Raw genomic sequence first — 25349 nt, forward strand, 5'->3', positions numbered from 1 at the left:
ACCCGTGAACACGTCCAAGAGAGTGGTGGCTGCTCTGGCGGCGCTCACGCTGGTCACTGCAGCATGTGGTGGCGACGACGACGACGCCGAAGAACCGGCAGCCGAAGAACCGGCAGCCGAGGAACCGGCAGCCGAAGAACCGGCAGCCGAAGACACCGGCGAAGAGACTGCGGGTGAAGAACCCGCGGCCGAAGAACCGTCGGCCGACGAACCTGCAGGAGATGAGCTGGACCTCGGACGTTCGGTCATCATTGCTTCCATCGAGCCGATGACCGGCTCGAACATCCTGACCCAGTACATCAACGGTGTGCGGATGGCGGTCGACGACATCAACGCAGCCGGCGGTATCGGTGGTTATCCGATCGAGTTCAAGGAGTACGACAACAAGCTCGACGCTCAGGCGGCTGTGTCCGCGGCGCAGCTTGCGGTGTCCGATGGCGCCGACATCGTCATCGGGATGCCGGCATCGATCACGAACAACGCGGCGGCACCGATCATCCAGGATGCCGGGATCGTCTACCTCAATGCCGGAGTTTCGACCCCCATCGCACTCGACGAGCCCTTGGGTGGCGAGCGGACGTTCCGCATCATGACGCCCATGCCCGAGCTCATCCACGCGATTTCGCAGTACACGGTCAACGAACTCGCGCCCGACAAGGTCGGGTTGATGGGCCTGAACATCGACTACGGCCAGAACGCATTGCCGCAGTTCCAGGAAGTCTTCGACGCCGCCGGCATCGAGACCACCGATCAGCGTCTCTACCCGTTCGACGTCACCGACGTGACCGCCGACATCCTGGAGATGCAGGGGACTGACGCGATCGTCGACTGGAGCTACCCGAACCAGATGGCGCTCGGCCTCCGGACAGCGATCCAGAACGGGCTCGGCGACATTCCCTACATCGGAGGCCCGTCGGCCTCGATCGTCAACTCGAGAGAGTTGGTGCCGGCCGACGCCCAGAAGAACCTGTACGGCGCTCAATCATGTGACCCGCGCACCGACAGCAGAGAGTACGTGCAGGAGTGGGCGCAGCGGTACGAGGAGACCTTCGACGAGGCGCCTGACTACTCCTCGCCGTCGGTCTACGATGCGGTCTTCTTCGCCAAGAAGGCGATCGAGACGGCTGGTTCGCTCGACCACGGTGAGATCGCAGCCGCCATGGCCGAGATCACCCTCGACGAAGGGACGATGTGCGCAACCTCGTACTCCGCCGACGAGCGGAACCAGCTCAGCCATGAGGCAGTCGTGATGTCGTTCGTCGACGGCGTGCCCGTGCAGCGGCAGCAGTTCACCGCTGCTGATCTCGAGGGCCAAGGACGGGTGCAGGGCGGCTGATCGAACCGTTCTCCTGAGGTATGTGCGAACGCGCCGGGTCGACGCCCGGCGCGTTCACACCGTTCGTGAAAGGACCACATGTCGAAGTTCGTAGCACTGTTCTTCAGCGGGCTCACCGTCGGCTCGATCTATTCACTCGTCGCGGTCGGCATCCTCTTGCTGTACAAGGCGACCAGTGTGGTCAACGCCGCTCAGTTCGGCCTGGTCGGGCTGGGTGGGTACGTCGCATTCTGGGGTACCGACTCGTTCGGCCTGCCACTCGTGGCGACGTACGCGATGACCATCGTCGTGATGGGTGTCGTCGGTCTGATCCTCGAACGGGTTGCATACGCGCCGTTGCGGAACCGGGCGCACGAGACCGTGCTCCTGTCGACGCTGGCAGGAGGTTTCGCCATCGTCGGGCTCGTGGTCCTGTGGTACGGGCCCGAACCCCGCAACCTGCCGAGTCCTTTCGGCTTCGACACCTTCAAGTTCATGGGCGCAGCCATCCCGCAGCACTCGTTGTTCGTCATCGGGACCACGATGGTCCTCGTCTTGAGCCTGGCGCTGATGTTCAACCGGACCCAGTTCGGGCGCCAGGTTCGCGCGATCGCGGCCGATCGCGACACGGCGCGGCTCCAGGGCATCCCGGTCAACCGTCTGTCGTTGATCACGTTCGCCGTGGCGAGTTCGACCGCCGGGTTGGCAGGTGCGCTGCTCGCGCCGTTCTCCGCGCTGACCCCGCAGATGGGTTTCACCCCGATGCTGCTCGCCTTCGGCGCCGCGATCATGGGTGGGTTCGGCCGCCTGTGGGGAGTGGTCATCGGCTCGGTGGCACTCGGCCTCGCGCAGCAGCTCGGCGGCGGGTACATCCTGCCGAACATGCGTGAGGCATTCCCGTTCCTGTTGATGTTCATCGTCATCGCGGTTCGGCCGGAAGGGCTCTTCGGAGGTGAGGCCAGTGTCCGCCTCTAGCACGCCGTCATCCGCCGAACCGTTGGCCGAACAAGGGGCCCCCGACGCCACTCGGGGCTCGTTCATCGACCGCCTGCGCCAAGGCGCGGCCGGGCACCTGCCGGCGTACGGACCGCCGGTCAACCGACGGCACTACTACCTCAGCATCGTCGGGTTCGCCCTCCTGGTCGCAGCGCTCGGTATGAAGTGGAGCGGTGACCCGTACCGGCTCGGGGTCATGGTCAACTCGCTGATCTTCGCGATCGCAGCGATCGGTCTCTACTTCGCCTACACGCTCGGCGGGTTGTTCGCCTTCTCCCAGGGAGCGTTCATGGGGATCGGCGCTTACACCTCCGCCCGCATCTCGGAAAGCAACGGATTCCTCGCCGGACTCGGCGCTGCGATCGGCGTCACGCTGATCGTCGGCATCGTCCTCGGCTTCCTGCTTCGAAAGGCGAAACATCTGTACTTCGCGATCGGTGCGCTCGCGTTCGCCGAGGTCTGTGTCCTTCTCTTCCGGAACTGGTCGGTCTTCACCGGGGGGAAGGGAGCCGGCAACCTGTTCGGCCTCGACAAGCCGACGATCGCCGGCTACGAATTCCGGTCCTCCTCGCAGGTCTTCTGGTTCGTGCTGGCAACGACCTGCGTCGTCTTGGTGATCGGGGCATGGGTCGAACGCTCGCCCGTGCGCCGCAGCGGGCTCGCCACGAAGGAGATCCCGATGGTCGCCCACGCGAACGGCGTGCCGGTTCACCGCGTCGTCATCTTCCTGTTCGGATTCGGCTGTGCGCTCGCCGGTCTGGCCGGTTCGTTGTCGGCGCACTCGATCGGTTCGATCACACCGGAGGCGTTCCTCGTCGGGCTGTCGATCAACCTGTATCTGATGATCCTCCTCGGCGGCCTCGGGAGCATGTGGGGTGCTGTCGCCGGAGCGTTCTTCGTGACCTGGCTCCCCGAGCTGCTCCGTCCGATCCAGGAGTACACCACCGTGGTGTTCTCGGTGCTGCTGCTCGCCACGATCGTGATCATGCCCGAAGGCGTGACGGGCACCGGCGGCAAGGCGATTCGTGGGGTGGTGAAGCGTGTTAGAGGCTCATAGCGTCTCGGTCAACTTCGGGGCGGTCGTCGCCGTCAACGACGTTCGACTGTCGCTGAAGCGCAACGAAGTGCTCGGGATCGTCGGTCCGAACGGGTCGGGGAAGAGCACCTTGCTCAATGCGCTGAGCGGTCTCGTGCCTGCCGTCGGCACCGTCGAGATCGATGGCGAGCCGGTCGCGCGACGGAACCCACTGCGCGTCCGTCGGGCCGGTTTCGTTCGGACGTTCCAGACCCCGCAGGCGTTCACCGAGCTGTCGTGTATCGAGAACGTCATGGTGTCATCGCCCGACACGTCGCTCACGGGCATGGTCGGTGCATTGGTCAACCGGCCAGGGATGTGGCGACACGAGCGCGCCCGGATCGAGGCGGCGTACGAGGCCCTCGAGCGGGTCGGTCTCGCCGAGCACGCGACGTCGCCGGCGGCCGGGCTCGCATACGGCCAGAATCGCTACCTCGAGATCGCACGAGCGATCGCCGCGAAGCCGCTGATCCTGGCCATGGACGAACCGTCGGCGGGCCTCAACCAGCTCGAGACCGCCGAACTCGCGAAACTGATCCTGTCGCTGCGCGATGACGGCCTGTCGATCCTGGTGGTCGACCACAAGATCGGTTTTCTCCGTTCGATCTGCGATCGGATGATGGTGCTCTCACTCGGTGAGGTCCTCGCCGAGGGACGACCTGACGCCGTGTTCGAGGACCCCGCTGTCATCGACGCCTACCTGGGAGCCTGAACGATGCTCGAAATCCGGTCACTCCGAGTCGAATACGGGTCGACCGTCGCCGTCGACGGTATCGATCTCACGGTCGGGGCTCGGGGCGCAGTCGCCCTGCTCGGGCCCAACGGGGCGGGCAAGTCGTCGACGCTCGATGCGATCTCCGGGCTCGTGCCGTACGAAGGCGAGGTTGTCTTCGACGGCACGGAACTCAGTGGTCTCCCGGCAGAAAAGGTGGCGCGCCTGGGGCTGATCCATGTGCCGGAAGGCCGCAAAGTCTTCCCGACGCTGACCGTTCACGAGAATCTGTTGGTCGGCACCTCGGCGCGCGCCGGTCGCACCGACGGGTTCTCGCTCGACGACGTCTATGACCTCCTCCCGCCACTTCAGGGGTTGCGGAAGCGGACCGGTTGGGCGCTGTCCGGCGGCGAGCAGCAGATGGTCGCGATCGGTCGCGGACTGGTGGCCGCCCCACGACTACTCATGCTCGACGAGCCGTCGCTCGGCCTCGCGCCGATCATCGTTCGCGATGTCATGGCCACGATCGAGACCGTCTCGGATCGCATCCCGATCCTGATCGTGGAGCAGAACTCGACGGCCGCCATGCGGGTGTGCTCTCGTGCGTCCGTGCTGGTGAAAGGAAAGGTCGTGCTCGAGGGAACCGCAGAGAGCATGAGCAACCGTGAAGCCTTGATCGAGTCGTACTTGGGCACCTCACTCGAATCGACGGACGCCCCGCCGTCCCGATGACGCCGTCGTCCGGTGAAGACGGGTCGCAGCGCGACAGCGTGGCTGCGGGGAGTCCAGCGGACGACACCGAGATGCCCGGCGAGTCGCCGCACTTCGACGTCGTCGTCGTCGGTGCCGGGATCGGCGGCATCTATGCGACGTACAAGTTTCGCGAACAGGGGTTGTCGGTCCGATGCATCGAGGGAGCCGGTGGCGTCGGCGGCGTGTGGTATCACAACCGCTATCCCGGAGCGCGCGTCGACGTCGACAGCTTCGACTACTGCTACTACTTCTCCGAGGACCTCTACCGCGACTGGGAGTGGAGCGAACGATACGCCGCCCAGCCCGAGTTGCTGGCCTACCTGAACCACGTCACCGATCGGTTCGACCTCCGACAACACATGCGCTTCGACACCTGGGTGACCGGTGCCGAGTGGAACTCCGACCAACACCGGTACGTGATCACGACGAGCCGGGGCGACCGGTGCACGGCGCAGTTCCTGGTCATGGCGACGGGCATGTTGTCCGCGGCCCGCACACCGGATTTTTCGGGCCTCGAGGACTTCGAGGGTGAGTGGGTCCAGACCTCGCACTGGCCCGACCACCCGGTCGACTGGGCAGGGAAACGGGTCGCCGTCATCGGCACCGGATCGTCCGGCGTGCAAACGGTGCCCGTGGTCGCCGAGGACGCCCGGCACGTCCACGTGTTCCAACGGACACCGAACTATTCGGTGCCGGCGCGCAACGGCCCGATGGACGCCGCGACGTGGAGGGAGATCGCCTCCGACCTCGACAAGGCACGCCAGGACCTCTACGGACACGCCGGTGCGACGCACATCGTCTACGGCGACGAACCGGCGTCCAGGTTCACCGCTGACGAGCGGATCGAAGTGCTCGAGCAGTTCTGGCGGGACGGCGGGCACGGCTTCGGGCGGGTCTTCAGTGATCAGGGCCTCGACGCGGACGTCAACGATCTCGTCGCTGACTTCGTGCGCGACAAGATTCGCTCCACGGTGGACGATCCCGAGACGGCTGAACGGCTCTGCCCCTGGGACCACCCGATCGGCACACGTCGACTGGTGCTCGACATCGGCTACTACGAGTCGTTCAATCGCGACAACGTGACGCTCGTGGACGCCCGAGACGAAGCGATCGAGCATCTCACGGCGACCGGCATCCAGACGTCCGGTCGACACTACGAGGTGGACCTGATCATCTTCGCGCTCGGGTTCCACGCGTTCACCGGTGCGATCGATCGTGCCGGGATCCGAAACGATCAGGGCGCGTCGCCGACCGATCATTGGGACCGCGGCCCACGAACGTTCCTCGGCGTGATGACCGCAGGCTTTCCGAACTTCTTCATGTTGACGGGACCGGGGAGCCCGTCGGTGCTCGCCAACATGACCATCGGCAACGAGTTCCACGTCGACTGGGTGGCGCAGGTGATCGAGCACCTGCGGACCGAGGGAAAGTCGATGGTCGAGCCGACCGCCGAGGGCGAAGCAGCGTGGGTCGCCGAAGTCGCGGCGGTTTCCGATCGGCTGCTTCGTCGCAGGGTCCGGAACTACATGGTGCACATCAACGACGACGACGACGACGAGTTCGTGTTCATCCCGTACGCGGGGGGCTTCAACCGCTATGTCGAGCGCGTCGAGTCCATCGGCTACGACGGTCTGTCGTTTCGCTGACGCCCCGGCGCGGCGCCGCGTACGTCACCCCTCGAGTGCCCGATCCAGGGCCCGCACGATCTCGTTCATCGTTGCCTCGGCGACAGGCGTCGTGGGCGCCAACGACATGAATCCGTGTGGCACGTCCGGCACCACGTGGAGCTCGACGTCGACTCCGGCGCGCATCATCCGGACCGCGTGATCGACGGCGTCGTCACGGAGGCAATCGAGTCCGGCCGCGAGCACGTAGGCCGCGGGGAGGTTCGCCACGTCGGTCGCCCGCGTGGGGGCGGCGTACGCCGGGACCTCGTCGCGATCGGTGCCGAGGTAGTGGTCCCACGCGATGCGTGCATCTTCGGCATTGAAGACGATCGCGTCCGCCGCCGTGCTGAACGATGCGCCCTGGCGGCGGTCGTCGATGAACGGGTACAGCAGGAGTTGGAACGCGAGGTCGGGGCCGCCCCGGTCTCGGGCGTCGAGCGCCACGGCGGCAGCGAGCCCTGCTCCAGCACTCGTACCGCCCACGGCCACCCGGTCGGATGGCACGCCGGTCAGCGCGCCCGCCGCGACCTGTTCGACGACGTGGACGCAGTCGTGGAAACCCGCTGGAAACGGATGCTCCGGTGCCAGCCGGTAGTCGACGGATACGACCGTCGAACCCGTGCGGCCCGAGAGTTCCGAGCAGATCAGATCCTCGTGGTCGGCCGCTCCGATGCAGTACGCGCCGCCGTGGATCCACACGAGCGTGCCACGGCTGCTGTCGGGAGCTGCGGGCCGGTGAACGCGGATCGGCACCGGGTCGCCGTCGGGGCGAGGGACAGCAGCGTCCTCGATGCGGACGCCGTGCCGCGGTACGAATGGTGGGAGCGCGCTGCGCGCCTCGCGGACGCGTTCGCGCTGGACCGCCGGGTGGACGAAGTCGACGGGCGACCACGAGGCGAGGATGGTTGCGACGTCAGGATCCATGGACATGCTCATCGATCAATCCAAGTACAGAGGGTCGCCGGGCCAACTCCGGCCCCCACGCTCGGCACGGTCACTTGATCCGGTCCCAGACCATCGGCTTGCCTGCCGCCGGATCGAACCACGACGCTGGGTCCTCGCCGGCGACGTGGCCGTGTAGCCCACGGAACGTGCCATAACCGACCAGTCGGCGCAGCCGTGCGGGAAACTCGGCGACTTGATCCCGGCCCACCCCGAGGAGCTGGTTCTCCTCCTGTCGGAGCCAGCCGGCGCAGTAGTTGCAGACGATTCCCATTCGACGATGCTGTGAGTCGTTGGCACCACCGCCATGCCAGAGCGAACCGTTGTAGATCAAGATGCTCCCCGCCGGCATCTCGGTCGGGACGGCGGACGGTGCGTCGGCCCGTGTGGGGCGTCGGTCCGCGTCGTGCGAGCGCGGCACGACGAGCGTCCCCCCGTTCTCCTCGGTGAAGTCCGTGAGCGCCCAGATGGCAACGAGGGCGAGCGGGTCGTGGGGTCGAGGCACCGGAATCGATGCGTCATCTGCATGCAGAGGTTGGGCGGTCTCACCGGGGTGGATCTCGATCGCCGTGAGGGATGACAGCAGAAGGTCGGGTCCGAGCACGGCCTCGGCCACGCCGAGCGCCTGGTCGAACGTCGGTACCGACGCGAACGCCGGATCTCGACTGAGCAGGTTGTAGATCCGTCGTGTGCGGCGTCCGATGAAGTCATTCGTGCCGAACGGCGTGTCGAGCCGATCCAGCGTCCGGTCAATGGTGTCGACGAGTTGCTCGACCAGGACGCTCGGGACGACGCCGTCGAGGACGACGAAGCCGTCGGTGCGGATTCGTTCGACGGCATCGGCCGGCCGGATGTGGTCGGAGGTGGTCATCGGCCGCCCGCCGCGTCGAGGAACGGCGGTCGATCGCCGCCGCCGTGGACCACGAGTTCGGAACCCGAGATGTAACTCGCGAGCGGCGAACTGAGGAAGACACAGGCATCAGCGATGTCGAGGGGTGTGGCGAAGCGGCTCATGGGGATCGTCGCTGCGATTCGGTCAGTGGCACCCGCGTCACCGTAGTGAGCGTCGGAGTCGTCGGTCCTGACCATTCCGACGGTCACGCAGTTCGACCGGATCGCCGGCGCCCACTCCTGACCGATCGTTCTGGTGAAGTTGGCCAGGCCGGCCTTCGCCGCCGCGTACGCAGCGACGGTCGGGCCGGGTCGGTTCGCAGCGACACTCGAGATGTTGACGATCGACCCGCCACCGTCGCGCTGCGTGTCGTCTCCGAGCAGATGCCGGTGTGCCGCCTGGCTGCAGTGCATCGCGGCGAGCAAGTTGAGCGAGACGATCCGCTCGGTGAACCGAGGTGACACGGTCGCCGTGTCGGCCGGCGGTGACCCGCCTGCGTTGTTGACGACGATGTCGAGACGGCCGTGGGCCGCGACGACCGACTCGATCGCGGCGGCGGCCTGTTCCGCGTCTCGGAGGTCGGCGACGTGGAACGACCAATCGTCCGGGAGTTCGACCGGGGTGCGAGCGCAGACAGCGATAGCGGCGCCCGCCTGGGCGAACCGTTCGGCGATACCACGTCCGATACCTCTGGTTCCGCCGGTGACCACCACCGTCCGTCCGCTGAGGTCGATCGTGATGGCCACGCCGACGAAGGTAGCTCCCCGTCACTTTCTGACGCAACGTCAGATCAGACTAAGGTGCTGCCATGGGCATCGAGACGTACACAGATCGCACGGGGGTCGCCGAGGTGGTCATGGACTGCCCGCCGGTCAACGCCTTGACGGTCGCCGAATGGTTCGAACTCGCTCGGGTCGTCCGACAGTGCGGCGAGGAGCCGTCGACCAGGGCGGTGGTCCTGCGTGCCGAAGGGCGCGGGTTCAATGCCGGCGTCGACATCAAGGAGATGCAGAACACCGACGGGTTCGATGCGTTGATCGGGGCGAACCGCGGCTGCTACGAAGCCTTCGCTGCGGTGTACGACTGTCCGGTACCGGTCATCTCGGCCGTGCACGGCTTCTGCGTCGGCGGCGGGATCGGACTGGTCGGCAACAGCGACGTGATCGTGGCGAGCGACGACGCCTACTTCGGGTTGCCGGAGGTCGATCGTGGAGCGCTGGGCGCCGCGACCCACCTGTCGCGCCTCGTTCCCCAACACAAGATGAGGGCGATGGTGTACACGTCGGCGACCGCGACAGCGGCCGAATTGCAGGCGTGGGGCAGCGTGCTCGACGTGGTCCCCGCGGATCGGCTGCTCGAGACGGCTCGTGGAGTCGCCGGGCTCATCGCCGAGAAGTCGCCGACCGTCATCCGGGCAGCGAAGGAGAGCCTCAACGGCATCGACCTGTGGGACGTCAAGCGCAGCTACCGGTATGAGCAGGGCTTCACGTTCGAACTGAATCTCTCGGGCGTCAGCGATGAGTTGCGTGACGACTTCGCCCGGACCGACAAAGCGGAACGCAACGAGCACGGAGGCACGAAATGACCAGCGACAAGCGACTGTCCAGCGACGAGGCGGTTGCCTCGCTGTCCGACGGTATGACGATCGGGATCGGCGGGTGGGGGAGCCGACGGAAGCCGATGAGTTTCGTGCGAGCGTTGTTGCGGTCGTCCCTCACGGACCTCACGATCGTCTCCTACGGTGGTCCGGATGTCGGGCTGCTCTGTGCGGCGGGCAAGGTTCGGCGACTCGTCTACGGCTTCGTCTCGCTCGACTCGGTGCCGTTGGAACCGCACTTCCGGGCCGCTCGTCAGGCCGGGACGATCCCGGAACTCGTCGAGTACGACGAAGGCATGCTGCAGTGGGCGCTCTACGCCGGCTCGCTGCGTCTGCCGTTCCTGCCGACCCGCGCCGGTCTGGGCAGCGGCGTGATGGAGGTCAACCCATCGCTCCGACTCGTGACGTCGCCCTATGAGGACGGCGAGGACCTGGTGGCGGTTCCGGGACTTCGTCTCGACGCTGCCTGCGTCCATCTGAACCGTGCCGACGCTCGAGGCAACGCCCAGTACCTGGGGCCGGACCTGTATTTCGACGACCTGTTCCTCACCGCATGCGAACCCGGGCATCGGTTCGTGAGCTGTGAACGTGTGATCCCGACCGAGTCGCTCCTCGACGAGGGCTCGTTCCACACGCTGCGGATCAATCGCTCGATGGTGGATGGGGTCATCGAGGCACCGCGAGGTGCGCACTTCACCACATGCGAGCCCGACTACGGCCGCGACGAGGCCTTTCAACGGGCGTACGTGACGGCTGCCCGCGACGCTGCACAATGGGAGACGTTCACCGAGCGGTTCCTGGGCGGCAGCGAGGACGATTACCTGCGGGCGGTCGACGCATGGCACGCCGAACAGCAGGAGGAGACGAACCGATGAGCGAACCAACACTTGCCGACGTCGTGGTCGTCGCGTGCGCCGAGGCGTTCCGGGGCGACGGCGAAATATTCGCGTCGGGGATGGGAACGATCCCGATGCTCGGTGCCCGCCTCGCCCGCGCCACCTTCGAGCCCGACCTGCTCGTTTCCGACGGCGAAGCGTTCTATGTCGCGAACGATCTCGAGGTCGGAGGCACCGACAAGGTGATCGAGGGCTGGATCCCGTTCCGTTCTGTCTTCGACACGGTGTGGGGTGGACGCCGGCACGTGATGATGGGCGCTACCCAGATCGACGTGCACGGGAACACGAACATCGCGAACATCGGTTCGTGGGACCGGCCGAAGGTCCAGTTGCTCGGGGTCCGTGGAGGACCTGGGAACACGGTCAACCACGCGACCAGTTTCTGGATACCCAACCACACGACGCGGGTGTTCACGCCAACCGTCGACATGGTGAGTGGCCTCGGCACCGATCGGGCGGCACAGCTCGGTGGATGGGTCGCCGCTCACCATCGACTGGTGCGCGTCGTCACGAACCTCGCCACACTCGATTTCGGCGGTGAAGGTGGCCGGATGCGCCTGCTGAGCGTTCATCCCGGAGTGAGCGTGGACGATGTCACGACGAACACCGACTTCGAGCTCGAGATCGGCTCTGACGTCCCCACGACCCGTGCGCCCACCGACGTCGAACTCGAAGCGCTGCAGCGCCTCGACCCTCGGGGCCTGCGACACCGCGAAGCCGGTGGGTGATGCACCGAGCGCTGAACACCAACTTCTGTGAACTGGTCGGTGTCGAGGTCCCGATCGTCCAGACCGGCATGGGTTGGGTGGCGGGTCCGCGTCTCGTCACGGCCACCGCTCGGGCCGGAGGCCTCGGCATTCTTGCCAGTGCCACGATGACGCTCGACGAAATGACGCGAGCGATCGATGAGGTCGTCTCGGCGACCGATCGTCCGTTCGGGGTCAACCTGCGTGCCGACTCACCCGACGTCGAGGACCGGATCGACGTGATGATCGGGCGGGGAGTTCGTGTGGCGAGCTTCGCCCAGGCTCCTCGACGCGATCTGATCGAGCGGCTGCAGGCGAACGGCTTGATCGTGATTCCGTCGATCGGCGCGCGTCGGCACGCCGAGAAGGTGCTCGAATGGGGGGTCGACGCCGTCCTGGTCCAAGGTGGCGAAGGTGGCGGACACACGGGCTCGGTCCCGACGACCATTCTGCTGCCGCAGGTCGTCGACGCCGTCGCCGGTCGAGTTCCGGTCATCGCGGCCGGGGGTTTCTTCGACGGTCGCGGCCTCGTCGCCGCGCTCGCGTTCGGTGCGGACGCGATTGCGATGGGAACGCGCTTCTTGCTGACCAGCGATTCGGCCGTTCCCGAGCAGGTCAAGTCGCAGTACCTGAACAGCGGCGTGCTCGATACGGTCGTGACGAAGCAGGTCGACGGTGTTCCTCATCGGGTGTTGCGGACACCGCTCGTGGAGCAACTCGAGTCGACGGGTGGTCGGCTGCTCAGCGTGCCCATGGCACTTCGCAACGCGATCCGGTTTCGTTCGCTCACCGGAATGTCGATGCGTGACATGCTCTCGGAGGGGCGGGCGATGAAGGCCAGCAACGATCTGTCGTGGCTGCAGGTCGTGATGGCTGCCAACACACCGATGTTGCTCAAGTCGGCGCTCGTCGATGGTCGTGTCGACGCGGGCGTCATGGCGAGTGGCCAGGTCGTCGGCGTCGTGGACGACCTGCCGACCGTCGATGACCTGATCGACCGGATCATGAGCGAGGCCGACGACCTGCTCTCCGGGTGGTCGGGTTGAGGAGTGCGGTGACCGTGCTCGACGGCCGTGACGAGGTCATCGCGGCCGTCGGGCAACATCTCGGACACAGTTCTTGGCTCTCGATCGGCGAGGATCGTGTCCGGTTGTTCGCGGAGGCGACGGGCGACCACCGCGGAGCGGACGCCGCTGGTGAGCACGTCCGAACCGGGTCGCGTGGGCGACCGATGATCCAGGACCATCTGTTGCTGTCGCTGTCGAACCTGTTCCTCCCGGAGATCCTCGAGGTCCGCGGGTTCACGGCGGGAATCAACACCGGAACCGATGAGGTGCGGTTCGTTTCCGCCGCGCCCGTCGGGAGCACGGTCAGGGCGGCTGCCGAGATGCTCGATGCGACCGAGCTGCCGGATGGAAACGGCGTCGACACCGTGGTCGGGATCGTCATCGAGGTCGAGGGGGCAGCGGAACCGGTGTGCTCGGTCAGGTCGCGTTCACGCTGGTTGTCGTGAGTCCGGCGCCCTCGGCAGGGCCCCGTGCTTCAGCCACGCCCGATGGGGCGCATGGTTCACCCGTCGGCGCAGCGCGTCGTCACCGCGGGTCCGGAACGAAGAGATCCGCGTCGGTGTTCGGCAGCCGACGCAGCATCGCGTTCCAGGTCATCGATCGGTAGTAGCGGTCGTAATCCGCCTGGTTCTGTGCGACTTCGCTCGGTTGCATCGGTGCGCCTCCGGCTGCGACGCAGGCGAGGTGGATGCCGGCCTGTTGCTCGAACGTGATGGCCTCGACCGTCGCGTTCTCGAGCGTGTCGGAAACGATGAGTACACCGTGGTTCTGCATGATCAGGACGTGAGCGTCCCCGAGGGCTTCGACCATCGCCGGTCCGTGCGCCGGAGGCAGGACGCCATCGTCCCGGAAGAGTGCCTGGCGTCCGGCGAAGATCGTGGCCCCGGCGTGGTACATGCCGAGCTCGACGCCGAGCGTCGACAACACGATCGCATTCGGGGAATGTGTATGGATCACCGCTCCGACATCGGGTCGTGCGGCGTAGATGGCCGCGTGGAACTGCACGGCCGGAGACGCCTCGCCGTCACCGTCGAGCGTCCGGAGGTCGGGACCGAGCCGAATCACCGAACCGGGAACGGTCTCGACGAAGTACTCGAACGGTGTCACCCAGAAGCTGTCACCGTCGTCCGCGCGACGACTGACGTGTCCGGCGATCCCGCTGTCGCAGCCGTGACGATGGAGCAGGCGGCGCGAGGCTGCGATGTGCCACCGAACGTCGGACGTGTTCATGTCCTGCCTGCGTTCGCCGTGCCAGCCATCAGATTTATCATTGTGATCATCGACCCATTATCGGCCAGGAGGCGTCCGGCGCGCAATCGGGTGATCAGCGCTCGAGCGCTCAGGTCGGAGGGCTCGGCAGATGTCGCAGCGGCGCGGCCACCACCAGGCGATGCGGGTCGTTCTCTTCGACGTAGAACTGTTCGGGCTCGAAGTGGCCCATCGCCATCGTGGCCGCCCCGGCGACGTCTCCCGCCTCGATCAGATCGGTGAGCGTGTCGTGCGCCGCCACCCCGTCCAGCCGATACTGGCGACTCGGGAAGCGACCCATGTCGTTCACCCGCTCCGCCCAGGTCCTGACGTGGGCGAGCCACAGCGACTCGACCGCACCGGCGACCGTCGACAACGTCGCGTTCCCGCATCCGCCGATCATGCGCTCGTGGAACACGGCCATCGTGTGGGTGTACGGCAGCGGGTCGTCGATCTGGCGTCGAGCCTGCTCGTTGCATTCGCGCAGACTCGGGACCAGCACGTCAGCCCGATCCGGCCGTTGAGCACACAATGCCGCACAGTCGGCCTCGAGGCGTCGGAGTGCCTGGCCGACATCATCGACCGTGATCGACCGAGATTCGAGCACGAGTCCGATGCTGTAGGCCGTGTTGCCCGTCTTGGGTCGGTGGACGATCGCTCCACCTGTCGCGCCCCGGCGGACCGAGACGAGACCTTCGGTCTCGAGGATCCTGAGCGCTTCACGAATCGTGGGCTTGGACACGCCGAATTCCTGCAGGAGCCGATCCTGGGACGGCAGCGCGTCGCCGTCCCCCAACTCGCCGGTCAGTATCCGCGCCCGCAATCGATCGGCCGCCATCTCGGCGAGTCGAGGCGCTCGAAGTGCCTCACCGTCGCTACCCATCAATCTGTCGCATCGCCATTTTGCCTCGTGGAGCCGCCGTCGGTGTCGCAGCCCGCCGCAGCAGCCTAGCCAGAGCGTGCTCGGTCTGGCCGTGATGTGCACCTCGCTGTCGGAGGCTCCCCGTCCGGTTCGCTCGAACCTGCCCGACGGTTCAATCGAGGACGTATCGCTCGCCGAACTCCATGTTCTCGTCGAGTTCGCGGAGCACGGCGTCACGACCCGTGTCCGCTCGCACATCCATCGAGACCCCGATGATGCCGGCCTCGTGATACGCCTCGATCCTCGCCGGATTCCGTCCGACGCCGACCACATAGACCGAAAGGGTCTCCGGATCGCGACCGGCGTCGTCCGCCATCGAGCGCAGTGTGCGGACGAGCTTCGACACCGGAACTGCTCCTTCGACCGGCATCCACCCGTCGGCCCACTCGACGACGTGTGGGATGGTCGCCTTACCGCCGCCGATCCAGATCGGCGGATGAGGACGCTGGACCGGCTTGGGCCACTGCCAACTCGGCCCGAACTCGACGTGTTGGCCGCTGAACGAAGCGACCTCGTTGGTCCACAACTCCTTCATCGCGAGCGTCTTCTCGCGACCGATCGCTCGTCGTCTGTCGGGATCGACGCCGTGATGACGCATCTCGTCGACGTTCCAACCGAAGCCGACGCCGAGGATCAGTCGGCCGTTCGAGACGTGGTCCAGGGTGGAGACCGTCTTGGCAAGGGTGATGGGGTCATGCTGTGTGATCAGGCACACGCCGGTACCGATGTCGAGCGTGGTCGTCGCAGCAGCAGCAGCTGCGAGGGCGACGAACGGGTCGTGCGATCGTCGGTACTGCTCGGGCAGCTCGGCCTCCGGCTCCATCGGCCAGGCCGTCTCTCGTCCGGTGGGAATGTGCGTGTGCTCGGGTAGCCACAGTTCGGTGAAGCCTCTCGACTCGGCCGCCCGAGCCATCTCGGCGATGCCGATCGAACGATCGGTCAAGAAGCAATTGACGCCGAGACGCACGGATCCTCCTTCGGTCGTTCCCGGATGTTCTCGGAGACCCCGGAATCGGTGCCGACTCGCAGACGTGTGGAGTTGTGCCGAGCCCGCCTCGACGACCGCACGGTGGATGGTCTCACGATCGACTCCGGTTCTAGATGTATTATTGCAATGATAATGTCACCGGCGAGCGAGGAGTGCCGCTGCGGCGCGAATCAGTGAGCGAGTGAGAGGATTCCATGAGCGACCAATCCGGGCCCCTCGAAATCGAGAGCGTCAACAGCCGGTTCGGTTCCCGGGTGACGGGTATCGACTTGCGCGATGGGGTGAGCGACGACACGCGCGACATTCTTCGTGACTTGCTCTGGGAGCGTGGCGTGTTGGTGTTTCCTGGCCAGGTGCTCACGCGAGACGAGCAACTCGACTTCACTGGGATCTTCGCCGAGCCGGCCCCCCAACCCGTACGGAGTTTTCTCGGCGGGAACGACTGCATCACCGTCATCGACCCGCAATACGTCGACGGCTCGGCCGTCGACTCGTCCGACCACGTCGCGCCGGTCGCCCGGTTTCCCGAGTTCGAGGGTTGGCACAGCGACAGCACGTTCGCACGCGACATCAACGCCGTGGCGACGCTGCGAGCGGAGGTCACGCCGCCGGTCGGTGGGGACACCTGCTTCGCCAGCATGGCCGCGGCCCATGACGACCTCTCTCCGATGCTTCGCGACTGGCTCGGCAGTTGTGAGGCGCTCCACTGGTACCCGCCATATTTCATCAGCGCTTTCAAGTTCCATCTGTACGGCGCTGACGCTGAGGAGCGGTTCGTCGAGCGCTATCAACCCTGGCGCCATCCCGTGGTCGTGCGGCACCCGGAGACCGGACGCCGATCTCTGTTCGTCAACCCCGTCTACACCACCGAGATCGTCGGCCTCGCGCAGGCGGAGAGCCGTGAGCTCCTGACGTTCCTGTTCCGGCATGCGACGTCCAGCGAGTATGTGTATCGACACCACTGGACACCGAACGACCTCGTCATCTGGGACGAACTGTCGATGATCCACCTCGCCCCGCAGGACTTTGCGCCCCACCAGCGGAGGATGGTCCGCGCGACCGGCGGCGTGATCGAGCCGGAGGCGGCCTCCGGGATCGTCAGAAGCGACCAGCACAGCCACCTCGTTCGGGTCCCGGTCACAGCTCGCTAGCTTCTGGCACTGGCCTCTGAGCAGGGTCGCGTCGACGTCGTCGTCGTACCGAGCCGTTCCCCCCGGAGCAGACCATCCGATCGACGATCGTTCGGCCCATCCGCGCGTTGCGCTCGCCACGACTCGGCCATCCGACGACGCCTCCGTGAGACCGACCGCACGCGTCTCGACCGAACCGAGCGTGCGCAGGACAGCTCGACGAATGACGACCGAGTGGTCCGGGTAGGGAAATTCCAGGCAACGAAGCGATCTCGGAATCGCTCCCACCCCACGCAGACGACGAAAGGAAGTGATCTGCATGAGGCCCACGATGCGCCTCACGATTCCCACTCTGACAGCAACGGCGTTCTTCGCCGGTTCGTCGATCCTGGCCGGACCTGCCGCTCATGCCGGCGAGTTCCCGCACCGTCCGATCCAGCTGGTCGCCCAGGCCGATCCTGGTGCGCCGCCGATCGAGCGGGGTGAGCGCAGCGAGTTGGCTGCGTGGTGGCAGGATCGTTTGAACACGTGGTTGCAGTTGTCGGGTTCGTCGACGGGCCAGATCGTGGTCGATGGTTGGTATGGCCCGAACACCGAGGCGGCGACCCTGGAGTTCCAGGAGTCGACCGATGAGGTCCCGGCCGATGGTGTCGTCGACCCCGAAGATCGCGTCGCGTTGGCTGAGGCGATCATGGCGTTGGAGACCGATCCTGGTGCGCCGCCGATCGAGCGGGGTGAGCGCAGCGAGTTGGCGGCGTGGTGGCAGGATCGTTTGAACACGTGGTTGCAGTTGTCGGGTTCGTCGACGGGCCAGATCGTGGTCGATGGTTGGTATGGCCCGAACACCGAGGCGGCGACCCTGGAGTTCCAGGAGTCGACCGATGAGGTGCCGGCCGATGGTGTCGTCGACCCCGAAGATCGCGTCGCGTTGGCTGAGGCGATCATGGCGTTGGAGACCGATCCTGGTGCGCCGCCGATCGAGCGGGGTGAGCGCAGCGAGTTGGCGGCGTGGTGGCAGGATCGTTTGAACACGTGGTTGCAGTTGTCGGGTTCGTCGACGGGCCAGATCGTGGTCGATGGTTGGTATGGCCCGAACACCGAGGCGGCGACCCTGGAGTTCCAGGAGTCGACCGATGAGGTCCCGGCCGATGGTGTCGTCGACCCCGAAGATCGCGTCGCCCTCCATGACGCGATCGTTGCCCTGGGCGGCAGCTCGCCGATCGACGACGGGGCCGATGACGGGACCGACGACGGGGCCGATGATTCACTCCCCAGCGGCGAGTTCTCGGCCGACGACACGTCTGCGGAGGGCACGGCCACGCTCACCGCTCAGCTCTCCGACGTGACGACCGCCGCGCGGCAGGTCGGCGACCGGATCGAGTTCACGTTCGGCGCCGGTGACGCCAGCGGCACGGTCGGCTACGAGATCGGCTACGTCGACGAGGCACCGGCGGGTGCGTCGGGCGAACCGGTCGAGGTCGATGGCGACGCCCTGCTCCAGGTGGTGTTGCGGCCGGCCGCCGGCTACGACCCGGCGACGGGATCGGAGACGTACACCGGCCCCGACCGTGTCACGTTCGACGAGTCGCTCGTCATCAGCGAGGCGGTCCTCGTCGTGGACTTCGAAGGTGTGATGACCTGGGTCATCGGGACTCGAAGCGAGGCGCCGTTCAGGGTGGCCAGCTCGGAGGACCCGACCCGGGTCGTGGTCGAGATCTCTCACGAGACGGACTGACGAGGTCCCTCTCGGGAGGCGCCGGGCCGAGCGACTCGCTCGGCCCGGCGAAGGTCACCCCGTCCGGATCGGCCGGGCTCTCGGGTCCGCACGCACTTCATCCACCCGTGAGGGGGCCCAACATCGGCCGTGAGGCCCCGGTGACCCAGCGGTGTCCGGTCTCGCGCCGTTCCGATCGGGTAGCGAAGCGGTAGTCGACGATCCGCGCCCGCACCATCGTCGGGGGTCGACCGTCGAACGGATCGTGGGCGAGCAGGGCCAGTGTCGCAGGATCAGCCTCCAGCAGCCGATCGACGAAGCGTTCGAACCAGGCGCTGCCGTAGCGCGGCGACAGCGCGAGGAACCACATCAGCCAGTCGAGCCGGAGGTGGTACGGAGCGAACTGTCCGGGCCGACGATCCGGGTCGGTCGGTTTGCCACGGAACTCGTAGGCCTGCCACGTCTCGCCGTCGACGGAGCCTTCGACGACCACCTCGCGCCGGTGTCGGGTGATGCTGCCGAACGCGCCGTAGGAGTTGACCACGTGATACGGGTTGTAGGAGAAGTTCATCCGCTGATCGGGGCTGAACAGGTTCAGCAGCGGTCGCCAACTCAAGATCACCACGCCGACGGCGAACGCCAGGGCCAGCCATTCGAACCACGTCGCCGACGCCGGTTGTGTGCCGACCGAGATGCCCACGGCGTCGAACCAGCTGTCGGGAATTGCTGCGAATCCGAGGATCAGGGTGACGAAGTTGAGCCATGCGTAGTTCCCCGACAGCATCAGGTAGCACTGCGTCACGATGATCAGCGCCGCCCCGATGCCCGCGATCGGCTGCGGGAAGAACAGCGCCCAGGGCGCCACGAGTTGCGCAACGTGGTTGGAGCCGGTCTCGATGCGATGGAACCACGTGGGAAGCAGGTGGAAGGTGCGCGAGGTGGGGCTCGGCATCGGTTGGGTCTCGTGGTGGTAGTCGAGGCAGGTGAGGTTGCGCCAGCAGGCGTCGCCGCGCATCTTGATCATCCCTGCGCCGAATTCGACGCGGAACAGCAGCCACCGCAGCACGAACAGCGTGACGATCGGGGTGGCGACCTGTGCGTTGCCGAGAAACGCCACGCACAGCCCGGCCTCGAGGAGCAGCGACTCCCATCCGAAGCCGTAGAACGTCTGGCCGACGTTGACCACCGACAGATAGAGCGCCCACAGCACCAACCACCCGACGAGTGCGGCCCAGACGGGCACGGCGTCGAAGCCGCCGGACAACGCCGCCGTCGCCAGCACGACACCGGTCCACCCGATCGCCGCCGCCAGCGAATCGGAGTAGTGCCACTGGAACAGGCTCGGAGCTCGGCGAAAGTCGACTCGTTCCAGATAGCGCGGCACGGGCATCAGCCCCTGCTCGCCGAGCAGCGGACGGAACTGATCGAGCACGTTCACGAAGGCGAGCAGGTACGTGAGCGCCACCCCACGCTGGAGCACGATCCGAGCGACGTCGTACTCGCCGGTCGTCACCCAGTCCACAGGCGGAACCTTCCGGCGTCGGGTGATTCGTCGCGATCGCCGCGATCGTTCGTGTGATCGTGCGTCATGGGAACCGGATACCCGATTCGGCTCGTCATGATGCGATCCGCTCCGCGACGCCACGCGGGCGGGTCCTCGCCTCAGTCGATGGGCCGCTCGGTCAGTTGGACGTCGACGGTCATCGTTTCGCCATCACGCACGACGGACAGCTCGACGGTGTCGCCGGGATCGAATCGGCGGAGCACCGTCAGGAAGCCGGAGAGGTCGGCGATCGAGTTGTCGTCGACTTCGACGATCACGTCACCCGGCTCCAGGCCGGCGCGCTGGGCGGGTGTACCGGGTTCGGCAGCGATCACGGCGACCCCGCGGCCGACCTCCACGCTCAGCTGGTCCGCCATCATGTCGGTCACCGTCGACAGCTGCACCCCGAGGTAGGCGTGTTCGGCCGTGCCGTCGGCGAGGAGCTCGTCGATCACGTCGATCACCGTCGGCGACGGGATCGCGAAGCCGAGGCTCACGGCACCCACGGCCGGCGGGATGTAGGCGACGTTGATCCCGACCACTCGCCCTTCGGCGTCGACGAGCGCACCGCCGGAGTTGCCCGGCGAGATCGCCGCATCCGTCTGGACGAGGTCGACGAGCGACTGACCGCCACGCACTGCGCCCGCAGGGATCGCGCGACCGAGCCCGGAGATGATCCCGGCGGTGACGGTGTTCTCGAAGCCGAGTGGATTCCCGAGGGCCACGGCCAGCTCGCCGATCTCGGGGTAATCGGCGGCGAGCTCGGCGGCCGGGAGGTCGTCGCGATCGATCCGCAGGAGCGCCAGGTCGGTGAACACATCGGTCGCCTCGATCGTCGCGGGCAGCCGCGTGCCGTCGGCGAGCACGACGGCGACGTCCACGGCGTTGTCCACCACGTGGTTGTTGGTGACGACGAGACCGTCGGACCGGATGATGACACCCGATCCCTCGCCACCTGGACCGGCCGTCGAGCTGACGCTCACGGCGACGATCGACGGCTCGATCCGGCGGACGAGCTCGGGCACGAGCCCCAAGCCCCGGGCGGGGGACAGATCGTCTCCCCGATCGTCGTCGACGACGGTGGCCGCCACACTCTCGTCGACCGCGCTCGACGAGTCCGGTGCTCTCGTGGTCGCTCGGCCCGTTGACTCGATCGTCGCAGCGGGGTCGGCGGTGTCCTCACCGGAGTCGCATCCGACGACCAGCAGCGGAACGAGTGTGAATGCCGCGAGAGGAAGCGTGGGAACGGGAAGCCGGTGTCGCTGAGCCATGTCGGGGGCCTACCCGTGGAGATCGACGCCCATTCGTCGACGAGCGGGTGCGAGACGGGCGCACGCTCGCCGAGTGTGCGCATCGAGACGGCGGGGCAGCCAGCCGGGGGTGGCGATCGGATGTCCGGTGTCGCCCGCAGGGCCGGTCGGCTCGTGGCTCGTTCTCGGCAATACGGGGCCCGAACTCGGCACCCACTCCGCCGTCGACGAAAAGTTCTTCGAGATCGGGGTTCATGAAATGCGCTTCGCGACCGAAGAACAGATAGTCAATCGCCAGCTGTCGTGGAGAACCTCATGTTTCGTCGTCGTCAACCAGCCCTGATCGCATCGATCGCCACCGCGGCTTCGCTCGGTCTCGTCGTACCGGTCGTGGCGACCGGTGTTCACGCCAAGGGGGCCTCTGCGGTGTCGCAGGCCGCTGCGGCCCGTGGTGTTGCGCCCGCGGTGGGTTCGGTGGCCGTCGCTGCGGACGCCATGATCTCGCTCGCGGCCCTCGCGGGCGAGGCGTCGGCTGGTGGCGAGGCCGATCCGGCGACGGAACCGGCTTCCGAACCGACCGAATCCACGACGACCACGACCGCACCTGAGGAGGATCCCGCCGGCGACCCCTCGGCCGAAGCTGCCGCCACGACCACGAGCCCGTCGACGACGGTACCGACCGAGTCGACGACGACCACGACCGCACCCGGTGAGGAATCGGCCGGCGACCCCCCGGCCGAAGCCATCACCACGACCACGAGCCCGTCGACGACGGTACCGACCGAGTCGACGACGACCACGACCCCGGAGGCCGCCGAACCGACCTGCGAACCCACTGACGAACCTGCCCCGACGACCACGACCACGACCATTGCGACCACCGAGACCACCACGCCTGTGGACGGTGAGCAGCCGGCGTGCGAACCGTCGGTCGACCCCGCCGCCCCAACAACGACCACGCCGCCGACCACGCCGCCGACCACGACCACGGCGCCGGCGGATGCATCCGAAGCGGCACCAGCGTCTGAACCGACCGAGGCCGCGACGGACACGACCGTGCCCACCACGGTCCCCGCACCTGTCGACGAACCCGTCGATGGCGAGGGCGAGCCCGACGAGAACATCTCGCCCAGCGACGACGAGCCAGCGGACGTCGCCACCGTGGACGAGCCGGCCCAGCGCGTCGAATCCGCCGACGAGCAGGGCGACGGCGAACCACCGGCGGCCGTCGATCAGCCGGTCGCCCCGGAGACCCCGGTCGACACCACGCCGGCCGAGATCAACACCTACGACCCGGGCCTCCGAGCATCGAGCTACGACGGCGTGTACGCCGAGGGCGTGCCCGTCGGTGTCGCCATGGCGACCACCCGCTGGTTGGAGAGTGGCAACCGGTACGACGCACAGGCCCGCGGCTCCACCGCATCCGGTGCCTACCAGGTCATCAACTCGACGTGGAACGGCTACGACGGCTACGCCCGTGCCGTGCTCGCGCCGCCCGAAGTCCAGGACCAGTTCGCGTACGAGTCGTTCACCGCGCTGCTCAAGCGGCACGGGAACGATGTGTCGAAGATCCCGGTCAGCTGGTACATCGGTCACGTCCCGCAGGGCGCCGAGTGGGACACCGTCCCGCACCCCGAAGCCGGCAACACGCTGACGCCCCGCCAGTACCAGGCGAAGTGGATGAAGAAATTCTTCTCGCTGCTGTCCGAAGGTGCGCCGGTGTACCTGCCGTCCGACACCGAGGCATTGGTGCCGGCGATCGCGTTCCCGGTGCTCGGTCCGGTCGAGTTCGTCGACGACTGGCACTTCGAACGCGACGGCGGCGCCCGTCGACACGAAGGCTTGGACCTGCTCGGCTACGAAGGCCAGCCGATCCGCGCCGTGTTCGACGGTGTGATCACCATGATCGACGACGACCCGTCCGGGATCGCCGGCAACGGGTTGCGGCTCACCCGCGACGACGGCCTCTACGCCAACTACTTCCACCTGTCGAACAGTGAGACCGGTCCGGTTCATGCTTCGCTGGAAGTCGGCACCCGCGTCCGCGCCGGCCAGATCATCGGCTTCATGGGCTCGACCGGCAACGCCGGCATCCCGCATCTCCACTTCGAGCTCCGCACCGCCGAGCGTGAGCCGATGGCTCCGTACCCGGCGGTCCTCGAGGCCATTCAGCGAGAGCAGTGCACGGTCGGATTGGGTCCGTGGTCGACCGAGTTCACGTCGCCCGCCGAGCAAGCCGAGGCCGAAGCCGAGGTGTTGAAGGCGCTCGCCGAACTCACCGATGAACAGATCGAGGGTCTGGCACACCTCCCCGAGGCTCCGGCCGAGGAAGTCGAGTACCTCACGATCGAAGGTCCTGACGGTGCACAGTGGGTGATCGGCGACGATGGCTCCGTGACCGCCACCGGACAGGCGGCGATGATCGGTTCGTATCAGGCGGACTGTCCGATGCCGATCGACACCGTCGACGACAATGGCGACCCGATCGTGTTCGGCACCGACGCCGACGGTCTCGCCGTCGACGAATTGCCCATCGGATGGTGGGACGACGAAGCCGTCGAGTGGAAGCCCGACCTCGAGGCCGAGGAGACCTACGTCGACCCGTGGGAACTCGATCAGGCCGATCTCGACGCCTCAGACGAGCACCACGTCGATCACGACGACGACCGAGCTCTCGTCGACCGTCGCCACCTCAGGATGATCTGACGACGTCGGTCGGGGATCGGTCGTTTCGTGAACGATCGGTTCGTGGTCACGTAGGGCCGCGTTGTTCTCGATGCTCCGCGGTGATCATGGTGCACTTGCAGTGCACCTCCTCGCAGCGGATCGTCAACGTGTGCAGTTCCAACGCAGCCGTACATTCGGTGACGGTGCACTCCCAGCCCCCGCCGCGGTGCTCGATGGCCGTCCCCTCGCAACCGGCCAGCCGATCCATGGTCACGAGGCCGCACGCTCCGTCGGTGCCGTGGCTCGAATCGCGTCGATCAGTTCGGCTTTCGTCATCGTCGAGCGGCCCTCGATGTCGAGGTCCTGCGCGGTGTCGTACAGCTCCGACTTGGTCATCGACGACAGGGCCGGGCCGGTCGCGTCGGTGGACCGGTCGCCGGATCTGCGTCCGCGCGCGGCAGCGACCGATTGTTCGAGGACGGCCATCAGATCGACGACCTCTGCCGAGCGGGGTTCTTCCGTCGTGGTGACGACCTCGTCGCCGCGCTGCTTGGCGGCGATCAGTTCGAGCACGCGCTCGCGGTACCGGTCGTGGTACTCGGACGGATCCCAGTCGGCGCTCATCGCCTCGATCAACTGTTCGGCCATCTCGACGTCGCGGTCGGCGAGTTCGCCCTCGTAGGGGTAGTCGTCGAGTTCCTCGCTCGGGTCGCGGATCTCGTCCTCGAAGAACATGGTCTCCAGTGCGAGGACACCATCGACCGGACGGATCGCGACGAGGTACTCCTTCGTGCGCATGACGAACGTCGCGACCGCGCTTCGCCCCGCCTGCTCCATGGCGGCCATCAGCACGCGGTACGGGCGAGCCGCCGATTCGTCGCGAGGGGTGAGGTAGTACGTCTTCTGGAAGTGGATCGGATCGATGTCGCCCTCGTCGACGAACGCCGAGATCTCGATCTCGCGCCGACCACCGGGTTCGACCGACTCCAGTTCCTCACGGCTCACGATCACGTACTCCCCGCCGCCCACGTCGTACCCCTTGACGATGTCGTCGTAGTCGACTTCCTCGCCCGTGTCCTCGTTCACGCGTCGATAGCGGATACGCGACGAGGTCCCCTGCTCGAACTGGTGGAAGCGAACCGAGAGGTCGCGGGTGGCGCTGTGGAGTTCGACGGGAACGGTGACGAGTCCGAACGTCATCGACCCGGTCCAGATCGGTCGTGCCATGG

At 66.7% G+C, this 25349-nt stretch carries 24 protein-coding genes; 15 read left to right on the plus strand and 9 right to left on the minus strand.

The features are described 5' to 3' along the window. Nucleotides 1-4 precede the first annotated feature (4 nt). The 6 genes from R8G01_16480 (at nucleotide 5) to R8G01_16505 (ending at nucleotide 6497) form a co-directional block, all read left to right on the plus strand. The gene (locus R8G01_16480; GenBank protein ID MDW3215598.1) at nucleotides 5-1336 is read left to right on the plus strand and encodes an ABC transporter substrate-binding protein; all 1332 of its coding nucleotides are present in this window, start codon (nucleotides 5-7) and stop codon (nucleotides 1334-1336) included. 78 nt (nucleotides 1337-1414) lie between these two features. Continuing rightward, a complete protein-coding gene (locus R8G01_16485) occupies nucleotides 1415-2290 on the plus strand; it encodes a branched-chain amino acid ABC transporter permease (protein MDW3215599.1) in 876 nt (291 codons plus the stop codon). Then, complete coding sequence (locus R8G01_16490) at nucleotides 2277-3368, plus strand: branched-chain amino acid ABC transporter permease (GenBank protein MDW3215600.1); 1092 nt, start codon at nucleotides 2277-2279, stop codon at nucleotides 3366-3368. Before R8G01_16485 ends, R8G01_16490 begins: the two co-directional genes overlap by 14 nt. Next, nucleotides 3352-4098 carry an ABC transporter ATP-binding protein gene (locus R8G01_16495; protein MDW3215601.1) on the plus strand — a complete coding sequence of 249 codons (747 nt, stop codon included), beginning with the start codon at nucleotides 3352-3354 and terminating at the stop codon, nucleotides 4096-4098. The genes R8G01_16490 and R8G01_16495 overlap by 17 nt, the downstream gene beginning before the upstream one ends. Before the next feature lie 3 nt (nucleotides 4099-4101). Next, nucleotides 4102-4830 carry an ABC transporter ATP-binding protein gene (locus tag R8G01_16500; protein ID MDW3215602.1) on the plus strand — a complete coding sequence of 243 codons (729 nt, stop codon included), beginning with the start codon at nucleotides 4102-4104 and terminating at the stop codon, nucleotides 4828-4830. Next, nucleotides 4827-6497, plus strand: coding sequence for an NAD(P)/FAD-dependent oxidoreductase (locus R8G01_16505; GenBank protein ID MDW3215603.1), 1671 nt, complete (start codon nucleotides 4827-4829; stop codon nucleotides 6495-6497). The genes R8G01_16500 and R8G01_16505 overlap by 4 nt, the downstream gene beginning before the upstream one ends. Nucleotides 6498-6521: 24 nt before the next feature. Here the strand turns inward: R8G01_16505 and R8G01_16510 are convergent, their stop codons facing one another. From R8G01_16510 to R8G01_16520, 3 genes are read right to left on the minus strand one after another with little or no spacing between them, the layout of a single operon-like run. Continuing rightward, nucleotides 6522-7454, minus strand: coding sequence for an alpha/beta hydrolase (locus R8G01_16510; protein ID MDW3215604.1), 933 nt, complete (start codon nucleotides 7452-7454; stop codon nucleotides 6522-6524). Between the two features lie 58 nt (nucleotides 7455-7512). Then, nucleotides 7513-8331, minus strand: coding sequence for a phytanoyl-CoA dioxygenase family protein (locus R8G01_16515; protein MDW3215605.1), 819 nt, complete (start codon nucleotides 8329-8331; stop codon nucleotides 7513-7515). Further along, complete coding sequence (locus tag R8G01_16520; GenBank protein MDW3215606.1) at nucleotides 8328-9098, minus strand: SDR family oxidoreductase; 771 nt, start codon at nucleotides 9096-9098, stop codon at nucleotides 8328-8330. Before R8G01_16520 ends, R8G01_16515 begins: the two co-directional genes overlap by 4 nt. Before the next feature lie 62 nt (nucleotides 9099-9160). On the opposite strand from R8G01_16520, the gene R8G01_16525 reads away from it, so the two are divergent. Genes R8G01_16525 through R8G01_16545 form a run of 5 tightly spaced genes read left to right on the plus strand, consistent with a single transcriptional unit; the run spans nucleotide 9161 to nucleotide 13104 of the window. Beyond that, nucleotides 9161-9937: an enoyl-CoA hydratase family protein gene (locus tag R8G01_16525; GenBank protein MDW3215607.1), complete on the plus strand. Its 777-nt coding sequence runs from the start codon at nucleotides 9161-9163 to the stop codon at nucleotides 9935-9937. After that, nucleotides 9934-10824 (plus strand): CoA-transferase, encoded by an 891-nt coding sequence (locus R8G01_16530; protein ID MDW3215608.1) that lies wholly within the window; start codon nucleotides 9934-9936, stop codon nucleotides 10822-10824. The genes R8G01_16525 and R8G01_16530 overlap by 4 nt, the downstream gene beginning before the upstream one ends. Then, the gene (locus R8G01_16535) at nucleotides 10821-11573 is read left to right on the plus strand and encodes a CoA-transferase (GenBank protein MDW3215609.1); all 753 of its coding nucleotides are present in this window, start codon (nucleotides 10821-10823) and stop codon (nucleotides 11571-11573) included. The genes R8G01_16530 and R8G01_16535 overlap by 4 nt, the downstream gene beginning before the upstream one ends. Then, on the plus strand, nucleotides 11573-12637 hold the full coding sequence (locus R8G01_16540; GenBank protein MDW3215610.1) for a nitronate monooxygenase family protein: 1065 nt from the start codon (nucleotides 11573-11575) through the stop codon (nucleotides 12635-12637). The genes R8G01_16535 and R8G01_16540 overlap by 1 nt, the downstream gene beginning before the upstream one ends. Nucleotides 12638-12645: 8 nt before the next feature. Continuing rightward, the gene (locus tag R8G01_16545) at nucleotides 12646-13104 is read left to right on the plus strand and encodes a dehydratase (GenBank protein MDW3215611.1); all 459 of its coding nucleotides are present in this window, start codon (nucleotides 12646-12648) and stop codon (nucleotides 13102-13104) included. Between the two features lie 79 nt (nucleotides 13105-13183). On the opposite strand, the gene R8G01_16550 is transcribed toward R8G01_16545, so the two are convergent. The 3 genes from R8G01_16550 to R8G01_16560 all read right to left on the minus strand — a co-directional run bounded on the left by R8G01_16550 (nucleotide 13184) and on the right by R8G01_16560 (nucleotide 15795). Further along, the gene (locus R8G01_16550) at nucleotides 13184-13888 is read right to left on the minus strand and encodes a class II aldolase/adducin family protein (protein MDW3215612.1); all 705 of its coding nucleotides are present in this window, start codon (nucleotides 13886-13888) and stop codon (nucleotides 13184-13186) included. Between the two features lie 109 nt (nucleotides 13889-13997). Beyond that, nucleotides 13998-14744 (minus strand): GntR family transcriptional regulator, encoded by a 747-nt coding sequence (locus R8G01_16555; GenBank protein ID MDW3215613.1) that lies wholly within the window; start codon nucleotides 14742-14744, stop codon nucleotides 13998-14000. Nucleotides 14745-14940: 196 nt separating this feature from the next. Beyond that, nucleotides 14941-15795: an LLM class F420-dependent oxidoreductase gene (locus R8G01_16560; protein MDW3215614.1), complete on the minus strand. Its 855-nt coding sequence runs from the start codon at nucleotides 15793-15795 to the stop codon at nucleotides 14941-14943. 215 nt (nucleotides 15796-16010) lie between these two features. Here R8G01_16560 and R8G01_16565 point away from each other — a divergent pair, with 215 nt between their 5' ends. Together R8G01_16565 and R8G01_16570 are read left to right on the plus strand one after the other, a co-directional pair. Beyond that, nucleotides 16011-16967 carry a TauD/TfdA family dioxygenase gene (locus R8G01_16565; GenBank protein MDW3215615.1) on the plus strand — a complete coding sequence of 319 codons (957 nt, stop codon included), beginning with the start codon at nucleotides 16011-16013 and terminating at the stop codon, nucleotides 16965-16967. Nucleotides 16968-17265: 298 nt separating this feature from the next. After that, nucleotides 17266-18681: a peptidoglycan-binding protein gene (locus R8G01_16570; GenBank protein ID MDW3215616.1), complete on the plus strand. Its 1416-nt coding sequence runs from the start codon at nucleotides 17266-17268 to the stop codon at nucleotides 18679-18681. 97 nt (nucleotides 18682-18778) lie between these two features. Here R8G01_16570 and R8G01_16575 read toward each other — a convergent pair whose 3' ends face one another. Beyond that, the gene (locus tag R8G01_16575) at nucleotides 18779-20182 is read right to left on the minus strand and encodes a lipase maturation factor family protein (protein ID MDW3215617.1); all 1404 of its coding nucleotides are present in this window, start codon (nucleotides 20180-20182) and stop codon (nucleotides 18779-18781) included. A gap of 140 nt (nucleotides 20183-20322) precedes the next feature. Further along, nucleotides 20323-21474, minus strand: coding sequence for a trypsin-like peptidase domain-containing protein (locus R8G01_16580; protein ID MDW3215618.1), 1152 nt, complete (start codon nucleotides 21472-21474; stop codon nucleotides 20323-20325). A gap of 109 nt (nucleotides 21475-21583) precedes the next feature. Here R8G01_16580 and R8G01_16585 point away from each other — a divergent pair, with 109 nt between their 5' ends. After that, a complete protein-coding gene (locus tag R8G01_16585; protein ID MDW3215619.1) occupies nucleotides 21584-21796 on the plus strand; it encodes a hypothetical protein in 213 nt (70 codons plus the stop codon). Then, the gene (locus R8G01_16590) at nucleotides 21769-24159 is read left to right on the plus strand and encodes a M23 family metallopeptidase (GenBank protein MDW3215620.1); all 2391 of its coding nucleotides are present in this window, start codon (nucleotides 21769-21771) and stop codon (nucleotides 24157-24159) included. The genes R8G01_16585 and R8G01_16590 overlap by 28 nt, the downstream gene beginning before the upstream one ends. Nucleotides 24160-24390: 231 nt before the next feature. On the opposite strand, the gene R8G01_16595 is transcribed toward R8G01_16590, so the two are convergent. Beyond that, nucleotides 24391-25347, minus strand: coding sequence for a Ku protein (locus R8G01_16595; protein MDW3215621.1), 957 nt, complete (start codon nucleotides 25345-25347; stop codon nucleotides 24391-24393). Nucleotides 25348-25349: the final 2 nt, after the last annotated feature.

This window comes from Ilumatobacteraceae bacterium (genome assembly GCA_033344875.1).
GTDB lineage: Bacteria > Actinomycetota > Acidimicrobiia > Acidimicrobiales > Ilumatobacteraceae > Ilumatobacter.

Bases quoted from the DNA above. Each gene is read 5' to 3' on its own strand.
- R8G01_16485 (MDW3215599.1), top strand. From the start codon at position 1,415: ATGTCGAAGTTCGTAGCACTGTTCTTCAGCGGGCTCACCGTCGGCTCG.
- R8G01_16500 (MDW3215602.1), top strand. From the start codon at position 4,102: ATGCTCGAAATCCGGTCACTCCGAGTCGAATACGGGTCGACCGTCGCC.
- R8G01_16505 (MDW3215603.1), top strand. From the start codon at position 4,827: ATGACGCCGTCGTCCGGTGAAGACGGGTCGCAGCGCGACAGCGTGGCT.
- R8G01_16510 (MDW3215604.1), bottom strand. From the start codon at position 7,454: ATGAGCATGTCCATGGATCCTGACGTCGCAACCATCCTCGCCTCGTGG.
- R8G01_16515 (MDW3215605.1), bottom strand. From the start codon at position 8,331: ATGACCACCTCCGACCACATCCGGCCGGCCGATGCCGTCGAACGAATC.
- R8G01_16525 (MDW3215607.1), top strand. From the start codon at position 9,161: ATGGGCATCGAGACGTACACAGATCGCACGGGGGTCGCCGAGGTGGTC.
- R8G01_16530 (MDW3215608.1), top strand. From the start codon at position 9,934: ATGACCAGCGACAAGCGACTGTCCAGCGACGAGGCGGTTGCCTCGCTG.
- R8G01_16535 (MDW3215609.1), top strand. From the start codon at position 10,821: ATGAGCGAACCAACACTTGCCGACGTCGTGGTCGTCGCGTGCGCCGAG.
- R8G01_16540 (MDW3215610.1), top strand. From the start codon at position 11,573: ATGCACCGAGCGCTGAACACCAACTTCTGTGAACTGGTCGGTGTCGAG.
- R8G01_16550 (MDW3215612.1), bottom strand. From the start codon at position 13,888: ATGAACACGTCCGACGTTCGGTGGCACATCGCAGCCTCGCGCCGCCTG.
- R8G01_16555 (MDW3215613.1), bottom strand. From the start codon at position 14,744: ATGGCGGCCGATCGATTGCGGGCGCGGATACTGACCGGCGAGTTGGGG.
- R8G01_16565 (MDW3215615.1), top strand. From the start codon at position 16,011: ATGAGCGACCAATCCGGGCCCCTCGAAATCGAGAGCGTCAACAGCCGG.
- R8G01_16570 (MDW3215616.1), top strand. From the start codon at position 17,266: ATGAGGCCCACGATGCGCCTCACGATTCCCACTCTGACAGCAACGGCG.
- R8G01_16580 (MDW3215618.1), bottom strand. From the start codon at position 21,474: ATGGCTCAGCGACACCGGCTTCCCGTTCCCACGCTTCCTCTCGCGGCA.
- R8G01_16590 (MDW3215620.1), top strand. From the start codon at position 21,769: ATGTTTCGTCGTCGTCAACCAGCCCTGATCGCATCGATCGCCACCGCG.
- R8G01_16595 (MDW3215621.1), bottom strand. From the start codon at position 25,347: ATGGCACGACCGATCTGGACCGGGTCGATGACGTTCGGACTCGTCACC.